The sequence below is a fragment of the Pseudescherichia vulneris NBRC 102420 genome, assembly GCF_000759795.1.
GTDB lineage: Bacteria > Pseudomonadota > Gammaproteobacteria > Enterobacterales > Enterobacteriaceae > Pseudescherichia > Pseudescherichia vulneris.
Genome location: NZ_BBMZ01000009.1, coordinates 165,183 through 189,320 on the forward strand (window position 1 = coordinate 165,183; position 24,138 = coordinate 189,320).

Consider the following 24,138-nt stretch of genomic DNA (forward strand, 5'->3'; position numbering starts at 1 on the left):
GGTTGCTTATTGCCTAAAGGAATGTGCCCTTTGAAGTCCACATTCTATGGAGAAGAATGAATGAAATACCATAATACCTACCAAATCCTGCCGGGGGATTATCACCTTCTCGGCGCAAACTACGATGGTGAGGGTGTCAATTTTGCCCTTTTCTCGGCGCATGCAGAGCGCGTTGAGCTTTGCCTTTATGACCCCAGCGGCAAGCATGAAATCGGCCGCATGGACCTGCCAGAAAACACCCATGAAGTCTGGCATGGCTACGTGTCTGGTCTGCAACCGGGGACACTGTATGGTTTCCGCGTGCACGGTCCTTTCGATCCGGAAAACGGTCACCGCTTTAACCCCAACAAGCTGGTTATCGATCCCTATGCCCGTGAGCTGGTAGGCGACGTGGAGTGGAACGAAGCCCATTTCGCATACGACATGCTGCACGAGGATAAGGATCTGACCTTTGATAAACGCGACAGCGCGCCGTTTATGCCGAAGTGCCGGGTTGTTAACCCCAATGAGTTTGACTGGCAGGATAACAATCGGCCCAATATTCCGTGGTCGCAGGCGATTATCTATGAAACCCATGTGAAGGGGTTTACCCAGCTTAACTCGGCGCTGCCGCAGGCGCTGCGCGGTAACTTCGAGGGGATGGGCCATAAAGCGACTGTGGACTACATCAAAAACCTCGGCATTACGTCGGTAGAGCTGCTGCCGATCCACTGGTTCCCGGACGATCAGCATCTGCTGGATCGCGGGCTGAAAAACTTCTGGGGCTACAACACGCTTGGCTTCTTTGCACCAGCCTCTCGCTACTTTGGGCCAAAAGGCATTCAGGGCTTCCGCGACATGGTGCGCGCATTCCATGACGCAGGTATCGAGGTGATCCTCGACGTGGTCTACAACCACACGGCGGAAGGTAACGAGCTGGGTCCAACGCTGTCGTTTAAGGGTATCGATAACTTCTCTTATTATCGCACCATGCCCGATCAGCACCGCTACTACATAAATGACACCGGTACGGGCAATACGGTTAACACGTCGCATCCGCGCGTATTGCAGATGGTGATGGACTCGCTGCGCTACTGGGCGGAATCGATGCATATCGACGGCTTCCGCTTCGATCTCGGTACCATTCTGGGTCGTGAACCAGAAGGCTTCGACCAGCGCGGCGGCTTCTTTGATGCCATAACCCAGGATCCGGTGCTCTCTAAACTTAAGCTGATTGGTGAACCCTGGGATATCGGACCGGGCGGTTATCAGGTGGGCGGATTCCCGCCGGGCTGGGCGGAGTGGAACGATAAATATCGTGATACGGTGCGTGAGTACTGGAAAGGCGACAACGTCGCCCAGGATTTTGCCTCCCGCCTGTTGGGCTCTGGCGATCTCTACGACATCCGCGGTCGTCGCCCGTGGGCAAGCGTTAACTTTATCACCGCCCATGACGGCTTCACGCTTAACGATCTGGTGTCGTATAACGAGAAGCACAACGAAGAGAACGGCGAGGATAACAACGACGGCCACAACGATAACCGCTCTTACAACTACGGGGCGGAAGGTCCCACTGATGATGAAGGTATCAACGCGGTCCGCGAGCGGCAGAAGCGTAACTTCCTCGCCACGCTGCTCTTCTCCCATGGTACGCCGATGCTGCTGGCCGGGGATGAGTTTGGCCGTAGCCAGATGGGTAACAACAACGGCTACTGTCAGGACAGCGAGATCTCCTGGGTTCACTGGGACGATCTACCGCCTTCCAGCGAAGCGCTGCGCGAGTTTACCCGCCAGCTCATTAAGCTGCGTTCAGAGCAGCCGCTGCTGCGCCGTGAAAGCTGGCGCGATGGCCTGCTGATCGAGTGGTTCAACGCCGAAGGCGGGGCCCAGCAGCCTGAGCACTGGCATGAGGGGTCAGCGCTGGTGGTTTACATCAGCCGCCCGGATTTGAAGCCCGAGGAGGGGATCTGGCACGACGTGCTGATGCTGCTCAACCCGTTTGAAGAGAGCATGCAGTTCCGTATTCCGCAGCCAGGCGAGAACGGTTGGGTGCTGGAGCTGACGACCTTTGATACAGAACCGCGCGGCATTGTTATTGATAGCGAAACGGACTTTACGCTGGAAGGGCGCAGCATCGCGCTGTTCAGAAGGCCGTAGGTTAATGCGTTAGCAGCGCTTACCCAAGCGCGGATCGATGATAAACGGCTCTGCTTTTACACTTAGCAGAGCCGTTTTTGCTTCTGGATGCTCCGGATTAAAAAGCGCATTCCACTCGCCGGTAATCGTGCTCGGTACGCGCAGCAGCAGTCCGTTGCTTACGTCGGCCAGCCACTGATCGCCAATTTGCTGAGTGGAGATCGGAGCGGGGTCTGCCTGCCAATCTTTCGGTAACGTATCAAGATCGAGTGTAGCAATCAGCTCTGTTGGGATCGCTATAGTCAGAAAGCTGTAGCCTTCAGCTATGTCTTCGATCTCCAGATGCACCAGCGTTTCAAGCACGCAAAGCGCCTTGGATGAACCCAGATAGACACACTCTCGACCTCGAGAGTTCCAGCGCCCCCCGAAGGTGCGTGCTCCATAGCCATCAAACGCGGTAGCAACGTAACGCGACTTTACCAGTCGCCAGAAAAGCTGCGTGTCCATCAACTTAGCACGCCATGCTCAAGCCTGCCAATAAGCGTTAGCACCGCTTCCGCCCCAGCGGGGGTTGAGAGAAGCTCTGCCGGTTTCTTTCCACCCAGCCCTTTAGCGGGTTTATTGAGCCACTGGGCCAGCCGGATATTATCGTCGTTGAAGAGTTCCCGCGCCGCGCTGATAACCCGAGCCAGGGTATAGACGCGTGCGCTCTGCTCGGGTGAGAAACGCTTTTCTACGCTATTCAGCCGCCGGCTGTAGGTATTGCGATCGATCCCCGCCATTCTTAATAGCAAGGCTTCATCAAGCTGAGTGGCATCGGTGATGCTGCGCAAAATAGTCGCATCCAGCCCGGCGCTAATACTGTCATGAGCGGCAATGGCCGCTACGGGCAGCCCCAGCGTGCTGAGTAAGTCATGCGGAAGCGCCACCGCTTTGGGAGTATAAACTTGCATGGTTATTGCACCTCCTGTTCATTTGATATCTATTTTAGTTCAAATGAACAGGTGGTACAACTTATTAGCGCAGACGCGTGGCGTACCAGCAGAGCAGAGAGCCGCCGCAGACCATCAGCGCCCCTTGCCAGAAAGCCAGACCCAGCGGGGCGCTGAGCAGCATAGCCGCCAGCGCTGACGACAGCACCGGCGTAAAGTAGGAGGCTGCCGCCAGCACGCTCACGTGACCATGTAGGATCCCGATATTCCACGCGGCGTAGCCAAACCCGAGGGCAAAGGCCACCATCAGAAGCTGGAGTGTGACTGTCCAGCTGAAGACCATTGGCGGCTGCTCGCTCAGGGCATACTTCACCCACAGGCTAAGCGCGGTAAGCAGAATAAAGAAGGTGATGCCGTTGTGACCCTCGGCATATTTACTGGTGACGGTGCAGTAGGCGGCCCAAATGATAGCCCCGCTAAAGGCCAGAATATAGCTGAGCGGGCTAGAGATAATATTGTGGCGGATATCGGCGACGTTCAGCCCATTTTCACCCCCCAGCACCCAGCATACGCCTAAAACTGACAGCAGCAGGCCGGGCACGATCCACAGGTTGCTTTTTTGCCTGTTGAACAGGATCGCAAACAGAATAGTCAGGCTAGGCCAGAGATAGTTGACCATCCCGACCTCAATGGCCTGATGGCGCGTGGCGGCATAGCCAAGGGAGAGGGCGAGGCACATCTCATAGCTGACAAACAGGACGCTGCCAGCCAGCAGGTAACGAATTGGAAAGCGCCGCACGGCGGGAAAGCCAACCGTAGCCCAAAGCAGCATGCCGCTTAAGGTGTAGATCATTGCCGCCCCGCCCACGGGCCCGAGTCCTTCACTGACGCCGCGGATTAATCCCACCAGCGTGCTCCAAAGCACAATGGCCATTAAGCCGATCAGTGTTGCCCTTTTCTTCGTCATCCTGTGTCCGTTATAACGTCTATGTCGTTGAAAAGGGCATCGTACCTTATCGGCGGAAGTCGATCACCATGCGGCCTCGGATCTTGCCTTGCTCCATTTCGTGGAAGATGGCGTTGATATCTTCCAGCGGACGGGAAGCGACTTTCGGCACTACTTTACCCTCGGCGGCAAACTGGAAGGCCTCAGTCAGATCCTGACGGGTGCCTACCAGCGAACCGACGACCTGAATACCGTCCAGCACCAGGCGCGGGATATCGAGGCTCATGGACTCCGGCGGCAGGCCAACGGCAACCACGCGTCCTCCGGCCCGCACCGCATCGACGGCGGAGTTAAACGCTGCTTTGGCAACGGCGGTGACCACCGCAGCATGCGCGCCGCCGGTTTTCTGCTGAATGATCTGCGCCGCATCTTCGTTACGGGAGTTAATGGTCAGATCGGCGCCCATCTCTGATGCCAGGCTAAGCTGCTCATCATTAACGTCGATAGCGATTACTTTGGCGTTAAAGACGTTCTTCGCATACTGCATCGCCAGGTTGCCGAGGCCGCCAAGTCCGTAGATCGCAATCCACTGGCCCGGTTTGATATGGGAAATCTTGATCGACTTATAGGTCGTTACGCCTGCGCAGGTAATACTGCTGGCGGCGGCGGGATCGAGACCATCCGGCACTTTCACCGCGTAGTCTGCTACAACGATGCAACCTTCGGCCATGCCACCATCAACGCTATAGCCCGCGTTTTTGACCTCACGACAGAGGGTTTCGTTACCGCTGTTACAGTATTCGCAATGCCCGCAGCCTTCATAGAACCAGGCGACGCTGGCGCGATCGCCAGGCTTAAGCGACGTGACGCCCGGACCGACTTCCTCTACCACACCAATTCCTTCATGGCCCAAAATGACGCCGGTTTTGTCGCCGAAATCACCGTTCTTAACGTGAAGATCGGTATGACACACCCCACAGCACTCCATCTTTAACCGCGCCTCGCCGTGGCGAAGGGGGCGTAAGGTTTTTTCTGTGATTTCTACTTGATGATCGTGCGTAACAACAGCAGCTTTCATTTTTATCTCCTTAAGGTATGCAGATGAGTAGTGCATAACGTAACGCGTGATAAGTGAACGAAATTACTCCTTTAGGATTAATGACTTCTGGAGAAGTTGCAACCGCGTAGACACATCCTGCAATGATTTATGAGAATAATTCGCAAATGGCTCGTCAGCAAGCACTAAGGAGGGTGAGGGGATGGAGGCCCGGCAAGCGTAGCGCCGCCGGGCAACTGATTAAATAGAAGTTCGGCGATAGCTGCGGTATTCAGGCCGCCAGAAGTTATCGTCGATCGCCTGCTGTAGCGCCTCGGCGGAGGTTCTTACCGCCACGCCTTCCTCCTGCGCCACCTGACCCACCGCAAAAGCGATAGCGCGAGAGACGCGCTGGATCTGATCGAGGCCCGGCAACACCATGCCGGTATCACTGGTGCGCAGCGGGGAGTGTTCCGCCAGGGTTTCGCTTGCGGCCATCAGCATCTCGTCGGTGATGCGCGACGCACCCGCAGCGATAACGCCCAGCCCGACGCCCGGGAAGATATAGGCGTTGTTGCACTGGGCAATCGGGTAGACCTTATCTTTCCACTGCACCGGCGGGAAGGGGCTGCCGGTCGCCACCAGCGCGTTGCCGTCGGTCCAGGTGATGATATCCTGCGGCGTCGCCTCGACACGGGACGTCGGATTCGAAAGCGGCATGACGATCGGACGCGGGCAGTACTTATGCATCTCCCGGATAATCTCTTCCGTAAACAGGCCGGTCTGGCCCGAGACGCCAATCAGGATATCCGGCTTAACGTTGCGCACCACGTCCAGCAGGGAGATGGCGTCGCCGCTGGTCTCCCAGTGTTGAATATTCTCCTGCTTCTGCACCAGCTTGCTCTGGAACGACAGTAGGTTAGGCATCTGATCGGTCAGCAGGCCGAAGCGATCGACCATATAGACTTTTTGCCGTGCGGCGGCTTCGCTCAGCCCTTCGCGCTGGGTCTGGGCCACGATCTGCTCGGCGATACCGCATCCGGCAGAGCCTGCGCCGAGGAAAACAATCTTCTGATTGCTCAGCTGGCTGCCTGCGGCGCGGCTGGCGGCGATAAGCGTACCCACCGTCACGGCCGCCGTCCCCTGAATATCGTCGTTAAACGAGCAGATCTCGTCGCGGTAGCGGTTAAGCAGCGGCATGGCGTTTTTCTGGGCAAAGTCTTCAAACTGCAGCAGCACGTCCGGCCAGCGCTGTTTCACGGCCTGGATAAACTCATCAACAAACTCATAGTATTCGTCGCCGCTGATACGCGGATGACGCCAGCCCATATAGAGCGGATCGTTAAGCAGCTGCTGATTGTTGGTACCGACATCCAGCACCACCGGCAGGGTATACGCCGGGCTGATGCCGCCGCAGGCGGTGTAGAGCGACAGCTTGCCGATAGGAATGCCCATGCCGCCGATGCCCTGATCGCCGAGACCGAGAATACGTTCGCCGTCGGTAACGACGATCACTTTAATATTGTGCGCCGAGACGTTCTGCAGAATGTCGTCCATCATGTGGCGGTTTTCGTAGGAGATAAACACGCCACGCGCGCGGCGGTAGATCTCAGAGAAACGCTCGCAGGCAGAGCCGACGGTCGGGGTGTAGATCACCGGCATCATCTCATCGAGATGGTTTTCTACCAGACGATAGAAGAGGGTTTCGTTAGTGTCCTGAATGTTACGCAGATAGATGTGCTTATCGATATCCGTTTTGAACCCCTGATACTGCAACCAGGCGCGTTCAGCTTGCTCCTCAATGGTTTCTACCACCTCAGGCAGCAGGCCGAGCAGGTTAAAGTTGCGTCTCTCTTCCAGGCTGAAGGCGCTGCCTTTATTCAGCAGGGGAAACTCCAGCAGCACGGGGCCAGCATAGGGGATGTACAACGAACGGTTTTTCTTGTACTTCAGCAACATCTCTAAAACTCCTGGGTAAAAAAATCCCGGCGCTGGCACGGTTACCTGCGTGCAAACGGGGTAGGTAGTACGGCGGGGGAAGTATAAAGCATGCGTATTGCAATTACTTGTTACTTTGCTGAAACATATTTATAAATAAAAACGCCACCGGGGCGGTGGCGCAGACGTCGATATGGATAACGAGGAGGGCATTACTGGGCGCGACGATGACGCCCGTGGCGGTGGGTGACCACTTTTTCGCTGCCGTCGTCGCTACGCACGACCTTTCTCTGATTCGACAGCTTGTAGTCCAGACCTAAAATATGACGTGCCTGACGATTCGTTCTCATGCTAACTCCTTAATTCTGTAAATAGTTTCAAGGACCCACCCGCAGCTGCGGGCCGGGCAAAGCGTGATCCCATAGCTTAGGCAGCATAGCGCGTGTAGCGAACAAAAAATGTGCTGCACCGTTGAATTACGTTAATTGCCGCCACCAAACACCTTAACGGCGCGTTGCAGGCGTGCGGCACGCGTGGAGAGATCACCGGCGGCGTCGGTCACCCGCTCAACCATGCCGGTATTGTTGTGGGTCATCACGCCGATACGCGACACGGATTCATTGATGAGCGACAGCGCCTGAGTCTGCTCCTGGGTAGCGGTACCCATCTCTTTAATCATCGTCGACATCTGGAGCACGTTATCGATCATCGCCGTCAGGTGCGTCTCGGTGTTCTCCACCATCTTCACGCCGCTGCTGACGTTAGCGACGTTCTGCTCAATCAGGGTTTTGATCTCCTTCGCGGCGGAGGCGGAGTGCTGGGCCAGATGACGCACCTCGGCGGCGACCACGGCAAAACCCCGACCCGCTTCCCCGGCGCGGGCGGCTTCAACCGCGGCGTTGAGCGCCAGAATGTTGGTCTGAAAAGCGATGCTGTCGATTACGCCGATAATATCCACGATCTGCCGGTTATCCCGGGAGACAGACTGCATCATGGTGATGGTTTGCTTCATGATATTGCCGCTGTTCATTGCGTTGCGGCTGGTCTCATCTGCCCGCGTCATCGCTTCAGCGGCGGTCTCTGCCGTCTGCTTCACCGCGCTGGCAATCTCCTCCACCGCCGCCGCCGTCTGGTGCAGATCCGCCGAGGTCTCTTCGGTACGCTGCTGGAGCAATTCCCCCTCTTCAGAGATGCGATGGCTGATTTTGCGGATCCCGTCCAGCTGGGTGGTAACGTCCCCAACCAGAGAGTTAAGGTTCAGCCCGGACTGATTCACAAGGCGCAGCAGCATGCCGATCTCATCGACGCGGTTAAATTGAAAATAATCGGCGCGCCGACCGGATACCACTTTTTGTATTTGCGTTAAGATTAATTTTAACGGATGCGAAACCTGCGCCTGTAAAAAAAGCGCAATCAGTAAAAATAGCATCAGCGTCATGGCGGATTGAACCGGCGCAGGGAGAGAAATAAAGGGCAGGGCAGCTATCACCAACGCGGGAATAGCCAGCGCCAGGTTAATTCGCCGGGAAATAGCGAGCCATTTAAAAAGAGAGAGAAAAGAGAGCGCGCCCCGGCGCACCAGCACGCCTTTATAGAAGCGATAGCCTTTTAATTTATTGCTGTTAATTTGCGCGTAGCATTTCTCACTCGCGTCAATCTCTTCCCGGTGAGGAATATTTCTGACGGAGATGTAGCCGGTGAGTTTTTCCCGCTGATACACCGGGGTCACGTTGGCGCGAACCCAGTAGTGATCGCCGTTGCGACGGCGGTTTTTCACCAGCCCCGTCCAGCTCTCTCCCTGCTGAATGGTAAACCACATATCGGCAAAGGCAGCGGGAGGCATGTCAGGATGGCGAATAATATTGTGCGGCTCGCCAGCCAGATCGGCTTCATCAAACCCGCTGGCAGCAATAAAGGCGGAGTTAGCATAGGAAATATGGCTCTGCGTATCGGTTGTCGACATAAGCGTCGTACCGTCGTTAAGTAAATACTCTTTCTGTGTAACGGGAGTGTTACGCTTCATCAATAACCCCACAATCAAGCGTCTGGCAATAAATAGATCGGAATTGTATTTTTCTTATGGCTCGCGCATTTTCCACTATCGATGCAATAACGGAAAGTAGCTTCAGGAAATATTTTTTTAGCCACGCTGAAATATGTCTTAGGTATAGGTTATAAAAATGAAAATAGATCAAGCGGACGTTGTTAATACTTTAGCGCGCGGCAAAACCTTAACGCAAATAGAGAGGGCATCGTGCTATATCGCGAAAATAATCTAACCTTTACAGGTACCTTTTAATCGCTGGACAGGCTCAGGAGATGGACATGCATACCCCAACCGCGTCAGGACGTTCGAGCTTTGCCGTAGCGCTGTATGAGCTACTTAACCCTATTCCGCTCGGTTTTTTTACCGCCGCCTGGATCTTTGACATTCTCTATATCAAAAGCATGCAGATTATGTGGACCGACGCTGCCAGCTGGCTGATTGTGATCGGGCTGCTGATTGCCATTATTCCGCGCCTGATTAACCTGGTGCAGGTCTGGGTGGGGCGTCGCTATACTTTCGGCTCCCCGGTAAAGCTGCACTTCTGGCTTAACCTGATCGCCATTCTGTTAGCCATAATCAATGCCTTCATCCATAGCCGCGACGCCTATGCCGTGGTGCCGCTGGGTGTCATCCTGTCGACGTTGGTAGTGATCCTGCTGCTGCTGGCGAATGTTCAACTCGCGCTGCGTCAGCGTAACGCTTAAGGAGAAGCTCATATGAAAAAACATAACCGAGCGTTACTCAGCGTGGCGATTGTCGCGCTACTGAGCGCCTGTGATAACGGCGCGACTGTCGATCCGCAAAAGCAGATGGGGCCGAATCCAGAGCTGCCGCAGGCGCAAAACTTCCTGCTGCCGCCAATGCAGGTCCCGGAAGGCGTGCCGTGGAAAGAGGGCGAGAAGCCCACGGTGCCTGCTGGGCTACAGATTGAAAAAATTGCCGATGGCCTGAAGCATCCCCGGCAGATCTACGTTTTACCGAATAATGACGTGCTGGTGGCGGAGTCAAACAGCACGCCGAAACCCACCACGCGCCCCAAGCAGCTGATTATGGGCCTGGTGCAGAGCGCCTCCGGCAAGGCGGGGAAAGGCGGGGACAGTATTACCCTGCTGCGCAACGTGAACGGCAAATGGGAGAAGCATACCTTTATTGAGAACCTGCACTCGCCGTTTGGCATTCAGCTGATCGGCAATACGCTGTGGGTGGCCAATGCCGACAGCCTGGTGAAATTCCCCTACGAAACGGGGCAAACCTCCATTAGCGCGCCCGCTCAGGAGGTGACCGAGCTACCTGGCGGCCCGATTAACCATCACTGGACCAAATCCCTGCTGGCCAGCCCGGACGGCAGCAAGCTGTACGTGGGCGTCGGTTCGAACAGTAACATTACTGAAAACGGCATCGGGGCGGAGTATCGCCGGGCAGCCATTCTCGAAGTTGATGCCGCCAGCGGGGCGAGCCGCATCTACGCCAGCGGCCTGCGCAATCCTACCGGATTGGGATGGGAGCCGCAGAGTGGCAAGCTGTGGGCTATCGTTAACGAACGCGATGAGATCGGCTCCGATCTGGTACCGGACTACATGACGTCGGTGCAGGAGAACGGTTTCTACGGCTGGCCCTACAGCTACTTTGGTCAGCACGTTGATGAGCGCGCCCAGCCCCAGCGTCCGGATCTGGTCGAGAAGGCCATCAAGCCCGACTACGCCATTAGCTCGCACGTCGCGCCGCTCGGCCTGCTGTTCTATACCGGGGACAATATGCCGCAGTATCGCGGCGGTGCGTTCGTCAGCGAGCATGGCAGCTGGAACCGCAAGCCGCTCAACGGCTACCAGGTGATGTGGGTGAAGTTTGAGAACGGTCAGCCGGTGGGGTTGCCGCAGCCGGTAGTCACAGGCTTTTTAACTGACGATCAGAAACAGGTGCGCGGCCTGCCGGTCGGGCTGGGGATGGATGCCCAGGGCGGGCTGATTATCGCTGATGATGCCGGCGACGCCGTCTGGCGGGTCAGCGCCGCCCAGTAGCGGAAAAAGTAACGAAAAAAGTAGCGAAAAAGCAAAAAGGCTGCCAGACGGCAGCCTTTTTTAACGCTTGCGCTTAGCCACGGAGTCTCTGACGATCAGCGAGCCTTCATGCAGTGACTGCGGGGCGCTGTCATCGCCGCTGTCAGGAGAGAGCAGAATACGCACCGCATCGCGGATCATCTCATCCATCGGAATATGGACGGTGGTCAAGGTTGGGGTAAAGTAGCGGCCAATGATGGAGTCATCGAACCCGGCGACAGAGATATCGTCCGGCACCCGCAGGCCGTGGTCAATCATCGCCTTGGTGACGCCAATGGCCATGTCATCGTTGGCGGCCAGCACACAGCTCATCGGCCGGTCTTTTTTCAGCAGGGCGCAGCCCGCCTCGTAGCCGCTCTCGGTGCTCCAGCTGCCACGGACGATAAGCGATTCATCCGGGGTCAAACCCGCCGCGTTAAACGCATCGAGGTAGCCAGCCAGACGACTGTCACCGGTAGGCGAACCTTCGCCGCCCGCGACAAACGCGATATCGCGATGGCCCTGATCAAGCAGATATTCCACCATGCGCATGCTGCCCTGATAGTGATCGACAAACACCGAGCTGCTGCGGTTGCGCTTTAGCTCGCGGTTGATTACTACGATGGGCACGCTGCTCTCATCAATGATGTCATCCAGCTCGTCCACGCTGAGATACTTGGGGTAGATCATGATCGCCTCGCAGCGCAGCTGCAGCAGGAAGTTGATAGCGTTACGCTCATCCTCCCGGCTGTGCTTGCCGTCGGCCAATACCAGCTGACGCTGGAGATCTTCGCTGCACGTCGCCGCCTGGTAAATCATGGCGGAGAAGAACGGCCCGTTATACAGGCCGTTGGTGATCACCAGTCCTACCGAGTTGGAGCGGCTGGTCGCCAGGGTGCGCGCCAGCAGGTTAGGGCGATATCCCGTCTCTTCGATAGCCTTGAAGATCCGCGCCTTTACCTCTTCGCTGACCACTACCTTGCCGTTCAGCGCACGGGAGACCGTGGCTTTTGAAACACCCGCTCGCCTGGCGACATCCAGTATCGTGACCATAACACTCCCCAGTTAGTTAACAGCGTATCAGGAGACGGTCATCAACGGCATCTCCTGACGAATAGTGCCCCCGGACTGGAGCTTCGTCAGCTCAAACTCATCGCTGTTGATCACCAGCACCGGCGTGGTCAGATCGTATCCGGCACGCTCGATGGCCTCTTTATCAAACTCCAGCAGCGGCGTACCGGCCTTAACGATATCGCCTTCCTTTACCAGCGGACGGAAGTGCTCGCCCTGTAGATTCACGGTGTTTAACCCAACGTGGATCAGCAGCTCAGCGCCGTTGTCGCAGGCCAGGCCAATGGCATGGCGGGAGTCGATTACCGTCTCCACCCGGGCGTCGCAGGGCGCTACCACTTTACCGTCGTGGGGACGAATAGCAACGCCGTCGCCCAGCACCTTTTGCGAGAACGCTTCGTCAGCTACCTCTTCCAGAGCGATCACCTCGCCACTGAGCGGGCTGTTCAGCGCCAGGCGGGTCTTCGCCGCTGCGGTGGACGTCGTGCTGACGGGGGCGGTTTCGGGCGCGTCGGTCAGGGTCTCTTCCGCCACCGGATCGTCAAAGCCAACAAACTGCACCAGTATAATAGTCAGGACGATAGCCGTTGCGCTACCGGCAAGTTCACCGATAAAGGACATCGGCGCATCCGGGCTGATGGCGTTCACCAAAGTAAAGAGGCCCGGCAGCGCCGCATAGGCATAGTAGAGAGAGCCAAACAGGCTGGCGACTACCGCACCCACCGCGCCACCGATACAGCCGCAGATAAACGGTTTTTTAAAGCGCAGCGTCACGCCATAGATTGCCGGTTCGGTAATGCCAAAGATGGCCGTGACGCCCGCCGACAGGGAGGTGGTTTTCAGCTCGCGGTTGCGGCTCTTCAGGAAGACGCCAAACACGGCGGCCATCTGGCCGATAACCGCAATGGTCTGATAGGCCTGGAAGGAGTCATACCCCTGAGTATCGAAGTTGGCCATGATCACCGGGGTGATGCCCCAGTGGACGCCAAAAATAACGATAATCTGCCAGATACCGCCGATAAGCGCAGCGGCCACCGCAGGCGCGGCGGCAAACAGGGCGTTGTAGCCGCTAGCGATGCCCATTGCGGCCCAGGTGGTAATCGGCCCAATGACGATAAGGGTCAGCGGAACAATGATCACAAAGCAGATCAGCGGGGTGAACAGGGCGCTGACCACGTCCGGCAGGGCCTTCTCGACACGCTTCTCAAGCCAGGAGAGCGCCCAGACCAGGAACAGCGGCGGCAGTACCGACGAGGTGTAGACCGTTTTTGCCAGTGGAATAAACAGGAAGGTAATCGTCTCTCCGGTAGCAATGCGGCCCGCCATGGCTGACCACTCGGGATTAATCAGCGCGCAACAGCAGAGCACGGCGATAAACGGGTTACATTTAAAGTGGCGCGCGGCGGTGATCGCGATAAACACCGGCAGGAAGGCAAACGGCGTCCACGACATAAAGTTGAGGATAGCGAAGGTGCCGGTAGTTTTCAGATCGGCATCGATCAGGCCGACAACAATCAGCAGGCCCTGTAAAATCCCGGCGGCGGCAAGAATGTAGACGATCGGTGCAAACACGGCGGACATGGTGGCAATCACCGCATCCAGCCAGCGGGTTTTCGGCTTATTGCTCGTTCCCGCGTGGTCCTCACCAATTAGCGCGGAGAGAGCGTTGAACACGTCGGCCACGTGGGTGCCAATAACGACCTGAAACTGGCCGCCGCTCTCTACTACGGCGATAACGCCGGGCAGGTTTTGGATCCGGCTTTTTGCCTGGGCAGGGGTATCGTTCAAAACCAGGCGTAAACGGGTGGCGCAGCGGGTAAAGCTACTGATGTTCGCTTCCCCGCCGACCTCCTGAAGAATGTCACTGGCTAACTTATTGTAATCCCTAATAATGGCCATTCTGATGTACCTTTTTTATGGGTTATGAGTGTGTGACTTATATTTGAAACCGGTTTCATGCTAGCAGTGAAGAGCCGCCTTGCAACCGGTTTCATGGCTAAAATGTGGGCTAAATCACAGAGGGAAGGGTGTCCGTTTTTTTAGAGGAGGTTATGCGCTATGTTCACGGGTATGTCTGATTTAACAAAAACCCATCATCATGCTGAACGGGAAATCTACACCTGTGTGATTTCGCTTGCCGGCAATCCTGACAACAACGAACAGATAAAAAAGGTCGAACACTTTTGCGGGTTTTATAATGCGCTGAATCAGGAGGAGAAGAAGAGGGCCATCTATCAACATCTGACCGGTCATCTTCCACCTGCCTCTGTGAATGAAGCGAAGGCATTAGCCCTGAGCGAACGTCCACTGACCGGGAGAGAGCTCGGTGAGGTGGCGCAACAGCAGAATCGGGAGATCGCTGCGTATCGCGCAACCGTTAACGCCTGGTTTGCGGATTGCGATAATAACTGGGAGCACGTTATTCCGCAGGAGACGCTGGTGCTTCACTACCGTGGGCAGAATCAATACGCGGCCCGGTTCGTTGCAAAAGCTAACGGCGTCGTCACCCATACCGCATTGACCTACTTTGAGAATCAGCGTCGTCATCAGCGTCATACCGGCACCCGCTGGCTTATTATCGATAAGAAAAACCATAGGCATGCGCTGTCGCTGCCTGTCGATGACAACGTTCACTTTCACGACTCTCTGAATTTTTATTATCAGCAACAGGATGGCAATGAGCGCGTCTATAACTTCATGGGCCAGCCGCTAATGAAGGTTAACTGCGGACCCGAAACCGCCCTTACTGCCATTTTCAGCCATGAAGTTGAACGCAAAGAGTATGAAATAATGCAGTCAAACTTACTGAGAGTGCAGGGTGAGGCTGGTGCAGCGATTGCGCTTAACCAGCGCTGCTATGCTGCGGATCCGCTGTGGCAACAGGAGCGGCTGAACGGCCATGCGGCTAATAAGTCCGATGCCGTGGCCGATGTCTCTTTCTATCATGCCATTGCTATCAGTGACAGTGTCACTTATATCGGTGATAGCAGCGCTGAAGGAGAGGAGAGTTTAACGATAACCAAGATTATGTTAACAGGCGAAGATAAGATAATGGCGGTTACCGCCAGGCTTACGGCGACAATGGGGAGAGAACCAACGCAAGATGAAGTAGAAGAGATAGCGGCACGATTTGGCATCGATTCGCGTTAAGCGGGTAGCGTGGAGTCGCCACCCGACAGATCCAGCAACGCCAAATGGCGTTGCGCTTAATCAGACTACGCTACCTGCCAATCAAATATCATCCATCGTATGGTCGACAACGATTTCCAGCGTCTTGCGAATAATGTCGCTCTTCACCACGTCATCGGTGGTTTCGATCGCCTGAATGAGATGCAGGATAATAGCTTTATTATTGAGATGTCCGCCTGAGGCCAGGATCGATCTCACTACTACACCCAGTACCGCTGATTCGTCTGCCAGAACGTCGCCTGCATTGCGGAAGTAGGCGGAGAGGGCCGTATCGGGCAGTGTTTCGAAGAGGTCTGATGATTGCTGGAGCATAGCCTGAAGCATAGGATTATACCGTTAAAAAGTGAGAAAAATGGATGCAGTCAGTGTTTTTTACTGGTGCTCTTTTGCTGGCTAGTGCCGAACAGTTGAAACACATTGTCCTTATGTTCGTTCTCAGAATCCTTCTGTTCACGTCCGGACTGGCGCCGCATCGATACTTTTGCATTATTTGTTATTTCCGCGATGACGCGCCCAAGCGTCTCACGTCGTCGGATATCCTTTTCTTTTGCTTCCATAGACTGCAACCTCGTGATAAGTGCCCTGGTGTTGACGGGCCCATTCTCACTGAGGAGAGATAAGACGGCTTCTCCGATCAGCTCATCTGTTAATCGTTCACGTTCACTTCTATTCATAACTGCGTCTCTGATGCCACGCTAATCCGGAAATGGAAACGCGGCATGAGTCTGCGCCAGGCTAAGGCCGTGTTATCTTCCGTGAATACCAGCCTACCCCAGGCGACTTTAAAAACTTAACTACCCGTTGCTGTGATTTTGCCAACTCTTAGCGGTCAAACAGCAGGCCAATCAGCGTGTGATAATGGCTCTCTTCTTCTGAATCAGACGCCATTTCCAGGCGGCTGAGCAGTTTGGTGCAAATTGCCTTACGGTTCAGGCTCTGACCGCTGCTCAGAATTTCAACCACAATCTGACCCAGCGTCTCCTGCTGGCTTGGCAGTGCAGCTTTATTGAAATACCGGGTAATGGCATTAGCTGTGTTCGGAACAAAACCGTTCTGCTGCATATGTCACTCCTGTAAAATTCAGTAATTTGTGATAACGAGTACAAAGTTATACAAATCGTGGAAACTTGTACATAGAAATTGTACAAATTTACGTAATTAATTATAGATAATTTTAATATATGCTTATTATCAATGTGTTACAGAAAAATCCTAACTTGATCTGAGAATACTTGTACAGGTATGTCAAAAAGCTGTACTCTTTATAGAGCAGCATACTTATACACGGGAAAGATTGTCTTTAAAATCAGGCACAATCATCACAGGATCTGCGTGCTGACATTTGTTAAGGTGGTCTTTCACACACCCATTCCCGGAATGAATATGCTCACAACCATTATTTACCGCAGCCATCTCTGCGACGACGTACCGGTTAAAATGCTGGAAGAGATGGTTGCCGCAGCAAATCAAAAAAATGGTCACTCCGAGGTGACAGGCATCCTGCTTTTTAACGGGACCCACTTCTTCCAGCTGCTGGAAGGGCCGGAAGAGAGCGTGTTCAAAATCTACCGCGCTATTTGTCAGGATACTCGCCACTACAACCTCGTTGAGCTGCTATGTGACTACGCGCCGTCACGGCGGTTTGGTAAGTCGGGGATGGAGCTCTTCGATTTAAGAGAGTATGACCGGGATGATGTGCTGCAGCGCGTGCTGGATAAAGGCACCTCTAAGTACCAGCTGACCTACGATGACCGTGCGCTGCAGTTCTTCCGCACCTTCGTCGAGGAGCGTGAGAAAGAGAACTACTTTGAAATTCCACCTGCGGATGCCTGGGATTTCATTCCGGATGACGCTGCTTCCCGTGCTGAGACGCGAGAAGTGGATGAAACGGCAGAGTGCAGCTTTGCTTTTCAACCGATGATCGATCCGTTTGCCCGTGAGGTGGTCGCGATCGAAGCCTTGCTGCGTACGCCAGGGGGAGACCTTCCCGAGGCCTGGTTTGCCGGGCTGACGGGAGATGAGGCCTATGAGGCTGACCTGCGCAGCAAAAAAGTGGCTTTTGCCATGGCGGCCGAGCTGAATATCGGTGAGCGGACGCTGTCGGTGAACCTGCTGCCGATGACGCTGGTGAAGGTCCCCGGCGCGGTCGATTTCCTGCTTCAGGAGATCGAAGCCAACGGTCTGGTTCCCGAGCAGGTCATCGTGGAGTTTACCGAGAGCGAAGTGATTTCACGCCTCGATGAATTCACCGATGCGGTAAGGCTGTTAAAAGCTGCGGGTATCCGTGTTGCTATCGATCACTTTGGCGCGGGCTTTGCCGGTCTGCTGCTGCTGGCGCAGTTTCAGCCGGACAGGATCAAGATCAACCGCGACCTGATCAAAGATGTACATAAAAGTGGCCCACGGCAGGCAATAATTCAGGCCATTATTAAATGCTGTAGTTCGCTGGAGATCATGGTCTCCGCAGTGGGCGTTGAGCGGCCTGAAGAGTGGATGTGGCTGGAGTCAGCGGGCATATCACAGTTCCAGGGCTACCTGTTTGCCCGTCCCGAATTTGCCGGCATACCTGCCGTGGCATGGCCAGAAAAGCGGGCGGGTTTATGAGATAATGATAGCGTTTGAATATGAGCATAGCAGCGTTGAGTTTAGGGGAGTTGATGGCTTTTTATAGTATTGGCGATGTAGCAGAACGATGCGGTATAAACCCGGTCACGCTCCGTGCCTGGCAGCGTCGCTATGGCTTGCTCAAACCCCAACGCAGCGAAGGCGGTCATCGTCAGTTCGACGAAGAAGATATTCAACGCATCAAAGAGATCAAACGCTGGATCGAGAGCGGCGTCCCGGTCAGTAAAGTGAAGGCGCTGCTGGAAGACAACAAGGTGGTTGCCCATGATGACTGGGCTACGCTGCAGGAAGAGATGATGGGCGTGCTGCGCCAGGCCCGTCCGGCTAAACTGCGCACGGCTATCACAACGCTTGGACGGGACCATACGGTGGATGACCTTATCGACCATATACTGACTCCCGTACGTCAGCGTCTGACCCTCGATCAATACACCGCCCGCGTCATGTCCAGCCTGCTGGACGGCGTCATTACCGAGCATGCTGTCTCCTGCGTGATCACCGCGCGTAAAAAAGCGGGCAGGGAAGCGCTGCTCATTGGCTGGGGCAGCGAGGATCGCACCCGGCTGTGGCTTGAGGCGTGGCGACTGTCGCAGCGGGGCTGGCATATCGACCTGCTGGCTGAGCCGCTGGAGGTGCCGCGTCCCGAGCTTTTCCCCGGCCAGCATATCTTTTTATGGACCGGCAAAGCGCTGACCCACCGTCAGAAAGAGCAGCTGGAACACTGGCAGGAGCAGGGTTTTACCGTTGCGTTTCATGGTCCATAACTGAGCCTGCTAATTAATTTTTGTTTCCATTGTTTCACCTATCCACAATTCCTGTACCAGGCTTAACGAAAAGGTCAGAGCAATTGTGGAGCATTATGAAAGAGCAAAATCGTACTATCGGTATCAAACCCTATGGTGGTTCAGCAGGCGGTTGGGGAGCACTCAAAGCCGTCGCCGACGCAATACGCGGCCAGATGTCGGTAAAGCAGGACGTCATTGCCCTGTTCAAAGTTAACCAGCCCCAAGGCTTCGACTGTCCAGGCTGTGCCTGGCCCGATCCGCAGCATGCCTCCTCGTTTGAATTCTGCGAAAACGGCGCGAAAGCCGTCTCCTGGGAAGCCACCAGCAAACGTACCACCCCCGAATTTTTTGCCGCCCATACCGTAAGCGAGCTGTGGGAGCGCAACGCCTTTGAGCTGGAGGGCGAGGGCAGACTTACCCATCCCATGAAATACGATCCCGCCAGCGATACCTACCAGCCCATTGAGTGGCAGACCGCCTTCAGGGAAATCGGCGAGCATCTGCGCAGCTACGATGACCCCGATAGCGTCGAGTTTTACACCTCCGGCCGCGCCTCCAACGAAGCCGCATTTCTCTGGCAGCTCTTCGCCCGCGAGTATGGCACCAACAACTTCCCGGACTGCTCGAATATGTGTCATGAGCCCACCAGCGTCGGCCTGCCGGAGTCCATCGGCGTCGGGAAGGGAACCGTTGAGCTGGAGGATTTTGACCACTGCGACCTGGTGCTCTGCATCGGCCATAACCCCGGCACTAACCATCCGCGCATGCTCGGCACGCTGCGGGAGGTTTCAAAACGCGGTGCCACCATCGTTGCTATCAACCCGCTGCGCGAGCGTGGCCTGGAGCGCTTTACCTCCCCGCAAAGCCCTATCGAGATGCTCTCCCTGAGCTCCACCGAGCTCGCCTCAACCTACTACAAGGTGCGGGTCGGCGGCGACGCGGCGATGCTGAAAGGGGTGATGAAAATTCTGCTGTCAATGCACGCAGAGGCAAAAGCCAAAGGCGAGCCCGGCGTTATTGACGAAGCCTTTATTAGCGATCACACCCAGGGGTTCGAAGCACTGAAAGCCGACCTCGATGCCACCGACTGGGCGCATATCCTCAAGGTGTCGGGTATGGAGCGCAAAGAGATCCAGAACGTGGCCCGACTGTACGCCAACGCCGAGCGAACCATCATCTGCTACGGGATGGGCATCACCCAGCACCAGTACGGCACGCAGAACGTTCAGCAGATCGCTAACCTGCTGCTGATGCGCGGCAACATCGGCAAAAAAGGGGCTGGCATCTGTCCGCTGCGCGGCCACTCCAACGTGCAGGGCGATCGCACCGTGGGTATCACCGAGATCCCACCCCAGTCGCTGCTGGATAACATCGAAAAGGTCTTCGGCTTCACGCCGCCGCAAAAGCACGGCCACGGCGCGGTAGCGGCGATTCAGGCGATGCGCGACGGCCAGGCCAAAGCGCTGCTCTGTCTCGGCGGTAACCTGGCGGAAGCGATCTCCGATCCGCAGGTGACTTTCCCGGCGATGCGCAACCTCGATCTGGTTGTGCATATGGCGACCAAGCTCAACCGCTCCCATCTGCTGCTGGGCAAGCACAACTATCTTCTTCCCGTGCTGGGCCGTACCGAGCGGGATGTTCAGGCCTCCGGTGAGCAGAGCATTACCGTTGAGGACTCCATGTCGATGGTGCACGCCTCCCACGGCTCGCTGGAGCCCGCTTCGCCGCACCTGAAGTCAGAGCCTGCTCTGGTTGCCGCGCTGGCAAAAGCCACGCTGCCCAATACCGTCGTTGACTGGGACAAAATGGTGCGCGACTACAGCTTTATCCGCGATGCCATTGAAGCCACCATTCCAGGCTTCGACAATTTCAATGAACGGGTGAAAAAACCGGGTGGCTTCCGCCTACGCAATACGGCATCGGAGCGAGTCTGGAACACGCCCTCCGGCAAAGCCGAGTTCAAAATCATGCAGGGCATCAATGAAGATCCGCGCTCGCTGAAGTGTCACGATCTGGTGCTGACCACGCTGCGCAGCCATGACCAGTACAACACCACGCTATACGGCCTGAATGACCGCTATCGCGGGGTGACTGGCAGGCGGGACGTGCTGTTTATCAACGCCGATGAGGCCGAGAAGCGCAATCTGCGGGTGGGGGATCAGGTCAACATAACGGCTCTGGATCATGAAGGTAACGCCACCGAGCGGCGAATGCACAACCTGACCGTGGTGGTGATCGATATGGCCCCGGGTTCGGTCGGGGCCTACTATCCCGAAGCCAATATAATGGTGCCGCTAGACAGCCACGACACCAAAAGCGGTATTCCGGCATATAAGAGCATCCCGATAGCGATGGAGCGCGTGGAGGCGGTGGCCACCTCCGGCGCGCTTCGCTAGTCAGCCGTTCTTAATCAACTGCCCCAGCGGCTCCGCAGGTAATTTACCGCCTGCTGAGCCTGGGGCTGATTGAGGTTGTTCTCACGGAACAGAATGGTGCCGCCGATCTCAGGCAGGGCATCGTTGAGATCGAGCTGTTTTTTCAGCTCCGGCACGCCGCCGTTGACCGTCCAGTCCGGCTCGGTTTTCGACGGTTCGCCCACCTTATAGAGCGCTACGCCAATGTAGAGCCGCGTATGGGTGGGTTTCACTACGTCCGCCCACCATTTAGCTAACACATCATAGCGCGCTGCATCTCTGGAGAAGGGCCAGTAGATCTGCGGGGCGATATAATCCACCAGACCTTTTTGCACCCATAGACGCGTATCGGCGTAGGACTCATCATAGGCCGCGGCGCCGCGCGTATCGGATCCGGCCGGATCGTGGGAGCGGTTGCGCCAGACGCCGCAGGGACTCACACCAAACTCGACGTTGGGGTTCAGCTGCTTAATGGTACGCGATACCTGCTCGATCAGCTGCTGCGTGTTGTTGCGCCGCCAGTCCGCTTTTGAGGCAAACCCGCTGCCGTATTGCTGGAACGTTTGATTATCGTTCAGGACAGAACCGGGCGCTTCGGCATAGAAGTAATCGTCAAACTGTACGCCGTCCACCGGATAGTGGGCCACCACCTCGGCGACGATGCTGGTGATCCAGTCCCGCGCTTCCGGAATTCCGGGGTCAAGCACGTAGCGATCGCTGGCAGTGCGGATCCAATCCCGGTGCAGCACAAACACGCTGGCGGGATTGAGCGGCAGGGTGCGATTCAGTTCGGCAACGGTGCTGGGTTTGGTATTGGTAGAGACGCGGTAGGGGTTGAACCACGCGTGCACCTTCATGCCGCGCTTGTGGGCCTCATCCAACATAAACTGGAGCGGATCGTAGCCCGGATCGGCCCCGATGGTGCCGGTAAGCATATCTGACCACGGCAGGATCTTCGACGGCCAGAGGGCGGTCCCGTCAGGTTTCACCTGGAAGAAAACGGTATTCACCCCAAGGCGTTTCAGGTTGTCCAGCTTATCGGTCAACGCCTTCTGTTGCAGGCTGACGCGCAGCGCCGGGCTGGCGGTGACCGACGACGCCGGCGGCCAGTCGAGCCGGGAAACCGTGGTTAGCCAGACGCCGCGCACGGGTTCATTGCTGCGCGCCGATTTATCCGGCAGGGGCTGCTTCGCTACAGGCGGAAGCGGGGTGATCACTGATTTCGGTGGTTTAGAAGAGCAGCTGGCAAGTAAAAGCGCGCAGCCAACCAGTGCGCCTAACCGTGTAATGTGTCGCGCCATCTTTGTTTCAGCTCTTATTCAGGCGGCTATTAGCCCATGGGTTTACAGCAGGCTCGTCCTGTTTTTCCGGGACGGCATCATCCAGTGAATCTAAATAGAGTGCTTCGACCTCCGCGCGCGCCCAGGGCGTGCGGCGTAAAAACTTCAGGCTCGATTTTACGCTCGGATCGTTTTTAAAGCAGTTGATATTGATTAGCTTGCCCAGTTCGCTCCAGCCATAGCGCGCAACCAGGGCATTCACCTGCATCTCAAGGGTTACGCCGTGCAAAGGGTCTTTAGATACGTGTGCAGTCATGACCATTCCGATGGTTTAGGATGTGGTGATTAGCATAGCGGGCGCGGAGTAAAAGGAAAGAGGGAAATGCGGCATGCATCTTGCTTTATCCTCGATATGTTCCTTTTGTGCAGGTAGCGATATGCCTCTTTCCGCTCTCGATTTCGTACAGGCCGCCCGACAAAGTGAAATCACGGGCCTACAGCAGCTGCTGCAAATGAGCAAGCTGGTGGGGGCGGTCAGCCAGCTCATCCATCTCCTACAGCGCGAGCGGGGCACGGCCAACATCTATCTCTGCTCGCGCGGCGATACCTGGGGCGACCGCCTTGATGAACGTGCGCAACAGGTTCAGCTTGCCGCAGAAGCGGTAGATAGCCAGCTCACAAGGCTGGATCTCAACGGTCCACTGGCTAACGCACCGCGACTCTTTAGCCGCATCGCCAACGCCCTGCACAGCATGAGCGGTTTGCCTGCGCTGCGTGAGCAGGTTGCGGCGCTGACTATCTCCCAGCCCGACGCGATGAACCGCTATAGCGAGGTGATCCGCACCCATCTGGCGCTGGTATTCGAAGCAGCCGATACCTCCGGGGATCCCACGGTGTCACGGGCCCTGCTGGCTATGTTCAGCTTTATGCAGGGCAAAGAGCTGGCCGGGCAGGAGCGCGCCCTGGCGGCGGCGGGTTTTACCTCACGGCACTTCGATGACCCTACGCATCAGCAGCTGCTGGCGCTTATCGAGGGGCAGGAGCGCTGCTTTAACACCTTTATGGAGTTTGCTGACGAGCGCTCTTTGGCGCTGTGGCAGCAACAGCAGCGCACCGACAGCAGCGAGCTGGAGCGCTTTCGCCGTATTGCCTGCACCTGTGCCACGCCTGCGGGCGTTGCTAGTGACATCGCGCTGCGCTGGTTTGATATCACCACGGCACGTATCGACGGGATGAAAATTATCGAGGATCGGCTGGAGGAGAGACTGATGGCCTGCTGCGAGCAGCGGATCGGCGATGCACAACGCTGCGACGCTCTGCAACAGCAGGAGATTGCGCAGCTGCCGCAGCAGGATAGCCATTACGCGGCGCTGATCCCGCCCCAGCTCAGCCGTTCCGTACTTGAGCTTATCGAACGCCAGTCTCGCCAGCTGCAGGCGCAGGATGCGGAGCTGGCCACGCTGCGCGCGACGCTTGCCGACCGTAAGCTGGTGGAGCGCGCCAAAAGCGTGCTGATGCAGCATCACGGCATGAGTGAGCCGCAGGCCCACAAAATACTGCGCGACATGGCGATGAAGCAGAACAAGAAGCTGGCAGAGATAGCAGAGGCGATGCTCTCCGTGGCGGCCATTATGGGAACATCAGCGAGTAAGCCCGCGTCGTAACCCTTACGGAGTAGCTGCACCGCCGGTGTGCAAATGGCCAACCGTTGCGGTGCAAATAAC

At 56.2% G+C, this 24,138-nt stretch carries 22 protein-coding genes; 8 read left to right on the top strand and 14 right to left on the bottom strand.

All coding sequences use genetic code 11. The annotated features are described in order from the left end of the window. Positions 1 to 60 precede the first annotated feature (60 nt). Positions 61 to 2,136, top strand: a complete 2,076-nt coding sequence (gene glgX, locus EV102420_RS08715; protein ID WP_042391012.1) for a glycogen debranching protein GlgX — start codon at positions 61 to 63, stop codon at positions 2,134 to 2,136. Positions 2,137 to 2,145: 9 nt separating this feature from the next. Here glgX and EV102420_RS08720 read toward each other — a convergent pair whose 3' ends face one another. The 7 genes from EV102420_RS08720 to EV102420_RS08745 form a co-directional block, all read right to left on the bottom strand. Then, positions 2,146 to 2,622 (bottom strand): RES family NAD+ phosphorylase, encoded by a 477-nt coding sequence (locus tag EV102420_RS08720; protein ID WP_042391015.1) that lies wholly within the window; start codon positions 2,620 to 2,622, stop codon positions 2,146 to 2,148. Then, entirely contained in the window at positions 2,622 to 3,068 is a 447-nt protein-coding gene (locus EV102420_RS08725; protein ID WP_042391017.1) for an Xre family toxin-antitoxin system antitoxin, read from the bottom strand. Before EV102420_RS08725 ends, EV102420_RS08720 begins: the two co-directional genes overlap by 1 nt. 64 nt (positions 3,069 to 3,132) lie before the next feature. Beyond that, positions 3,133 to 4,014: an aromatic amino acid DMT transporter YddG gene (yddG, locus tag EV102420_RS08730; protein ID WP_042391018.1), complete on the bottom strand. Its 882-nt coding sequence runs from the start codon at positions 4,012 to 4,014 to the stop codon at positions 3,133 to 3,135. Positions 4,015 to 4,060: 46 nt separating this feature from the next. Next, positions 4,061 to 5,071 carry an alcohol dehydrogenase AdhP gene (adhP, locus tag EV102420_RS08735; protein ID WP_042391019.1) on the bottom strand — a complete coding sequence of 337 codons (1,011 nt, stop codon included), beginning with the start codon at positions 5,069 to 5,071 and terminating at the stop codon, positions 4,061 to 4,063. Between the two features lie 219 nt (positions 5,072 to 5,290). After that, complete coding sequence (locus tag EV102420_RS08740; protein WP_042391020.1) at positions 5,291 to 6,988, bottom strand: NAD-dependent malic enzyme; 1,698 nt, start codon at positions 6,986 to 6,988, stop codon at positions 5,291 to 5,293. Between the two features lie 191 nt (positions 6,989 to 7,179). Continuing rightward, positions 7,180 to 7,317: a stationary-phase-induced ribosome-associated protein gene (gene sra, locus EV102420_RS21270; protein WP_072015219.1), complete on the bottom strand. Its 138-nt coding sequence runs from the start codon at positions 7,315 to 7,317 to the stop codon at positions 7,180 to 7,182. Between the two features lie 131 nt (positions 7,318 to 7,448). Next, positions 7,449 to 8,990 carry a methyl-accepting chemotaxis protein gene (locus EV102420_RS08745; RefSeq protein WP_042391022.1) on the bottom strand — a complete coding sequence of 514 codons (1,542 nt, stop codon included), beginning with the start codon at positions 8,988 to 8,990 and terminating at the stop codon, positions 7,449 to 7,451. Positions 8,991 to 9,292: 302 nt separating this feature from the next. On the opposite strand from EV102420_RS08745, the gene EV102420_RS08750 reads away from it, so the two are divergent. Together EV102420_RS08750 and EV102420_RS08755 are read left to right on the top strand one after the other, a co-directional pair. Further along, positions 9,293 to 9,718, top strand: coding sequence for a DUF2231 domain-containing protein (locus EV102420_RS08750; RefSeq protein ID WP_042391024.1), 426 nt, complete (start codon positions 9,293 to 9,295; stop codon positions 9,716 to 9,718). Between the two features lie 12 nt (positions 9,719 to 9,730). Next, a complete protein-coding gene (locus EV102420_RS08755) occupies positions 9,731 to 11,032 on the top strand; it encodes a PQQ-dependent sugar dehydrogenase (protein ID WP_042391026.1) in 1,302 nt (433 codons plus the stop codon). A gap of 60 nt (positions 11,033 to 11,092) precedes the next feature. Here the strand turns inward: EV102420_RS08755 and EV102420_RS08760 are convergent, their stop codons facing one another. Next, positions 11,093 to 12,103 (bottom strand): LacI family DNA-binding transcriptional regulator, encoded by a 1,011-nt coding sequence (locus tag EV102420_RS08760; RefSeq protein WP_042391028.1) that lies wholly within the window; start codon positions 12,101 to 12,103, stop codon positions 11,093 to 11,095. A 27-nt stretch (positions 12,104 to 12,130) separates the two neighbouring features. Further along, positions 12,131 to 14,020: a beta-glucoside-specific PTS transporter subunit IIABC gene (locus EV102420_RS08765; RefSeq protein ID WP_042391030.1), complete on the bottom strand. Its 1,890-nt coding sequence runs from the start codon at positions 14,018 to 14,020 to the stop codon at positions 12,131 to 12,133. 159 nt (positions 14,021 to 14,179) lie between these two features. Between EV102420_RS08765 and EV102420_RS08770 the strand changes: the two genes are divergently transcribed. Then, a complete protein-coding gene (locus EV102420_RS08770; RefSeq protein WP_042391031.1) occupies positions 14,180 to 15,271 on the top strand; it encodes a hypothetical protein in 1,092 nt (363 codons plus the stop codon). An 81-nt stretch (positions 15,272 to 15,352) separates the two neighbouring features. Here the strand turns inward: EV102420_RS08770 and EV102420_RS08775 are convergent, their stop codons facing one another. From EV102420_RS08775 to ycgZ, 3 genes are all read right to left on the bottom strand, one after another. Beyond that, positions 15,353 to 15,634: a biofilm development regulator YmgB/AriR family protein gene (locus EV102420_RS08775; protein WP_042391033.1), complete on the bottom strand. Its 282-nt coding sequence runs from the start codon at positions 15,632 to 15,634 to the stop codon at positions 15,353 to 15,355. Between the two features lie 38 nt (positions 15,635 to 15,672). After that, positions 15,673 to 15,867: a hypothetical protein gene (locus EV102420_RS22880; RefSeq protein WP_370678338.1), complete on the bottom strand. Its 195-nt coding sequence runs from the start codon at positions 15,865 to 15,867 to the stop codon at positions 15,673 to 15,675. 265 nt (positions 15,868 to 16,132) lie between these two features. Beyond that, positions 16,133 to 16,372: a regulatory protein YcgZ gene (gene ycgZ / locus EV102420_RS08785; protein WP_042391037.1), complete on the bottom strand. Its 240-nt coding sequence runs from the start codon at positions 16,370 to 16,372 to the stop codon at positions 16,133 to 16,135. Between the two features lie 321 nt (positions 16,373 to 16,693). Here ycgZ and EV102420_RS08790 point away from each other — a divergent pair, with 321 nt between their 5' ends. The 3 genes from EV102420_RS08790 to EV102420_RS08800 all read left to right on the top strand — a co-directional run bounded on the left by EV102420_RS08790 (position 16,694) and on the right by EV102420_RS08800 (position 21,116). Then, positions 16,694 to 17,914 carry a diguanylate phosphodiesterase gene (locus EV102420_RS08790; RefSeq protein WP_042391040.1) on the top strand — a complete coding sequence of 407 codons (1,221 nt, stop codon included), beginning with the start codon at positions 16,694 to 16,696 and terminating at the stop codon, positions 17,912 to 17,914. Positions 17,915 to 17,967: 53 nt separating this feature from the next. After that, positions 17,968 to 18,699 carry a MerR family transcriptional regulator gene (locus EV102420_RS08795; protein WP_042391042.1) on the top strand — a complete coding sequence of 244 codons (732 nt, stop codon included), beginning with the start codon at positions 17,968 to 17,970 and terminating at the stop codon, positions 18,697 to 18,699. Positions 18,700 to 18,794: 95 nt separating this feature from the next. Continuing rightward, positions 18,795 to 21,116 (top strand): FdhF/YdeP family oxidoreductase, encoded by a 2,322-nt coding sequence (locus EV102420_RS08800; RefSeq protein ID WP_042391044.1) that lies wholly within the window; start codon positions 18,795 to 18,797, stop codon positions 21,114 to 21,116. 14 nt (positions 21,117 to 21,130) lie between these two features. On the opposite strand, the gene EV102420_RS08805 is transcribed toward EV102420_RS08800, so the two are convergent. Both EV102420_RS08805 and EV102420_RS08810 read right to left on the bottom strand, forming a co-directional pair. Continuing rightward, positions 21,131 to 22,435 carry a glycoside hydrolase family 10-like protein gene (locus EV102420_RS08805; protein ID WP_042391047.1) on the bottom strand — a complete coding sequence of 435 codons (1,305 nt, stop codon included), beginning with the start codon at positions 22,433 to 22,435 and terminating at the stop codon, positions 21,131 to 21,133. A gap of 7 nt (positions 22,436 to 22,442) precedes the next feature. Beyond that, complete coding sequence (locus EV102420_RS08810; RefSeq protein ID WP_042391049.1) at positions 22,443 to 22,730, bottom strand: VF530 family protein; 288 nt, start codon at positions 22,728 to 22,730, stop codon at positions 22,443 to 22,445. A gap of 121 nt (positions 22,731 to 22,851) precedes the next feature. On the opposite strand from EV102420_RS08810, the gene EV102420_RS08815 reads away from it, so the two are divergent. Then, positions 22,852 to 24,078 (top strand): nitrate regulatory protein, encoded by a 1,227-nt coding sequence (locus EV102420_RS08815; protein WP_042391051.1) that lies wholly within the window; start codon positions 22,852 to 22,854, stop codon positions 24,076 to 24,078. The last annotated feature ends 60 nt before the right edge of the window (positions 24,079 to 24,138 follow it).

Excerpts from the sequence above, each read along its gene's own strand:
- glgX (WP_042391012.1), top strand. The coding sequence starts at position 61 with ATGAAATACCATAATACCTACCAAATCCTGCCGGGGGATTATCACCTT.
- EV102420_RS08720 (WP_042391015.1), bottom strand. The coding sequence starts at position 2,622 with ATGGACACGCAGCTTTTCTGGCGACTGGTAAAGTCGCGTTACGTTGCT.
- EV102420_RS08725 (WP_042391017.1), bottom strand. The coding sequence starts at position 3,068 with ATGCAAGTTTATACTCCCAAAGCGGTGGCGCTTCCGCATGACTTACTC.
- yddG (WP_042391018.1), bottom strand. The coding sequence starts at position 4,014 with ATGACGAAGAAAAGGGCAACACTGATCGGCTTAATGGCCATTGTGCTT.
- adhP (WP_042391019.1), bottom strand. The coding sequence starts at position 5,071 with ATGAAAGCTGCTGTTGTTACGCACGATCATCAAGTAGAAATCACAGAA.
- EV102420_RS08740 (WP_042391020.1), bottom strand. The coding sequence starts at position 6,988 with ATGTTGCTGAAGTACAAGAAAAACCGTTCGTTGTACATCCCCTATGCT.
- sra (WP_072015219.1), bottom strand. The coding sequence starts at position 7,317 with ATGAGAACGAATCGTCAGGCACGTCATATTTTAGGTCTGGACTACAAG.
- EV102420_RS08745 (WP_042391022.1), bottom strand. The coding sequence starts at position 8,990 with ATGAAGCGTAACACTCCCGTTACACAGAAAGAGTATTTACTTAACGAC.
- EV102420_RS08750 (WP_042391024.1), top strand. The coding sequence starts at position 9,293 with ATGCATACCCCAACCGCGTCAGGACGTTCGAGCTTTGCCGTAGCGCTG.
- EV102420_RS08755 (WP_042391026.1), top strand. The coding sequence starts at position 9,731 with ATGAAAAAACATAACCGAGCGTTACTCAGCGTGGCGATTGTCGCGCTA.
- EV102420_RS08760 (WP_042391028.1), bottom strand. The coding sequence starts at position 12,103 with ATGGTCACGATACTGGATGTCGCCAGGCGAGCGGGTGTTTCAAAAGCC.
- EV102420_RS08765 (WP_042391030.1), bottom strand. The coding sequence starts at position 14,020 with ATGGCCATTATTAGGGATTACAATAAGTTAGCCAGTGACATTCTTCAG.
- EV102420_RS08770 (WP_042391031.1), top strand. The coding sequence starts at position 14,180 with ATGTTCACGGGTATGTCTGATTTAACAAAAACCCATCATCATGCTGAA.
- EV102420_RS08775 (WP_042391033.1), bottom strand. The coding sequence starts at position 15,634 with ATGCTTCAGGCTATGCTCCAGCAATCATCAGACCTCTTCGAAACACTG.
- EV102420_RS22880 (WP_370678338.1), bottom strand. The coding sequence starts at position 15,867 with ATGGAAGCAAAAGAAAAGGATATCCGACGACGTGAGACGCTTGGGCGC.
- ycgZ (WP_042391037.1), bottom strand. The coding sequence starts at position 16,372 with ATGCAGCAGAACGGTTTTGTTCCGAACACAGCTAATGCCATTACCCGG.
- EV102420_RS08790 (WP_042391040.1), top strand. The coding sequence starts at position 16,694 with ATGCTCACAACCATTATTTACCGCAGCCATCTCTGCGACGACGTACCG.
- EV102420_RS08795 (WP_042391042.1), top strand. The coding sequence starts at position 17,968 with ATGGCTTTTTATAGTATTGGCGATGTAGCAGAACGATGCGGTATAAAC.
- EV102420_RS08800 (WP_042391044.1), top strand. The coding sequence starts at position 18,795 with ATGAAAGAGCAAAATCGTACTATCGGTATCAAACCCTATGGTGGTTCA.
- EV102420_RS08805 (WP_042391047.1), bottom strand. The coding sequence starts at position 22,435 with ATGGCGCGACACATTACACGGTTAGGCGCACTGGTTGGCTGCGCGCTT.
- EV102420_RS08810 (WP_042391049.1), bottom strand. The coding sequence starts at position 22,730 with ATGACTGCACACGTATCTAAAGACCCTTTGCACGGCGTAACCCTTGAG.
- EV102420_RS08815 (WP_042391051.1), top strand. The coding sequence starts at position 22,852 with ATGCCTCTTTCCGCTCTCGATTTCGTACAGGCCGCCCGACAAAGTGAA.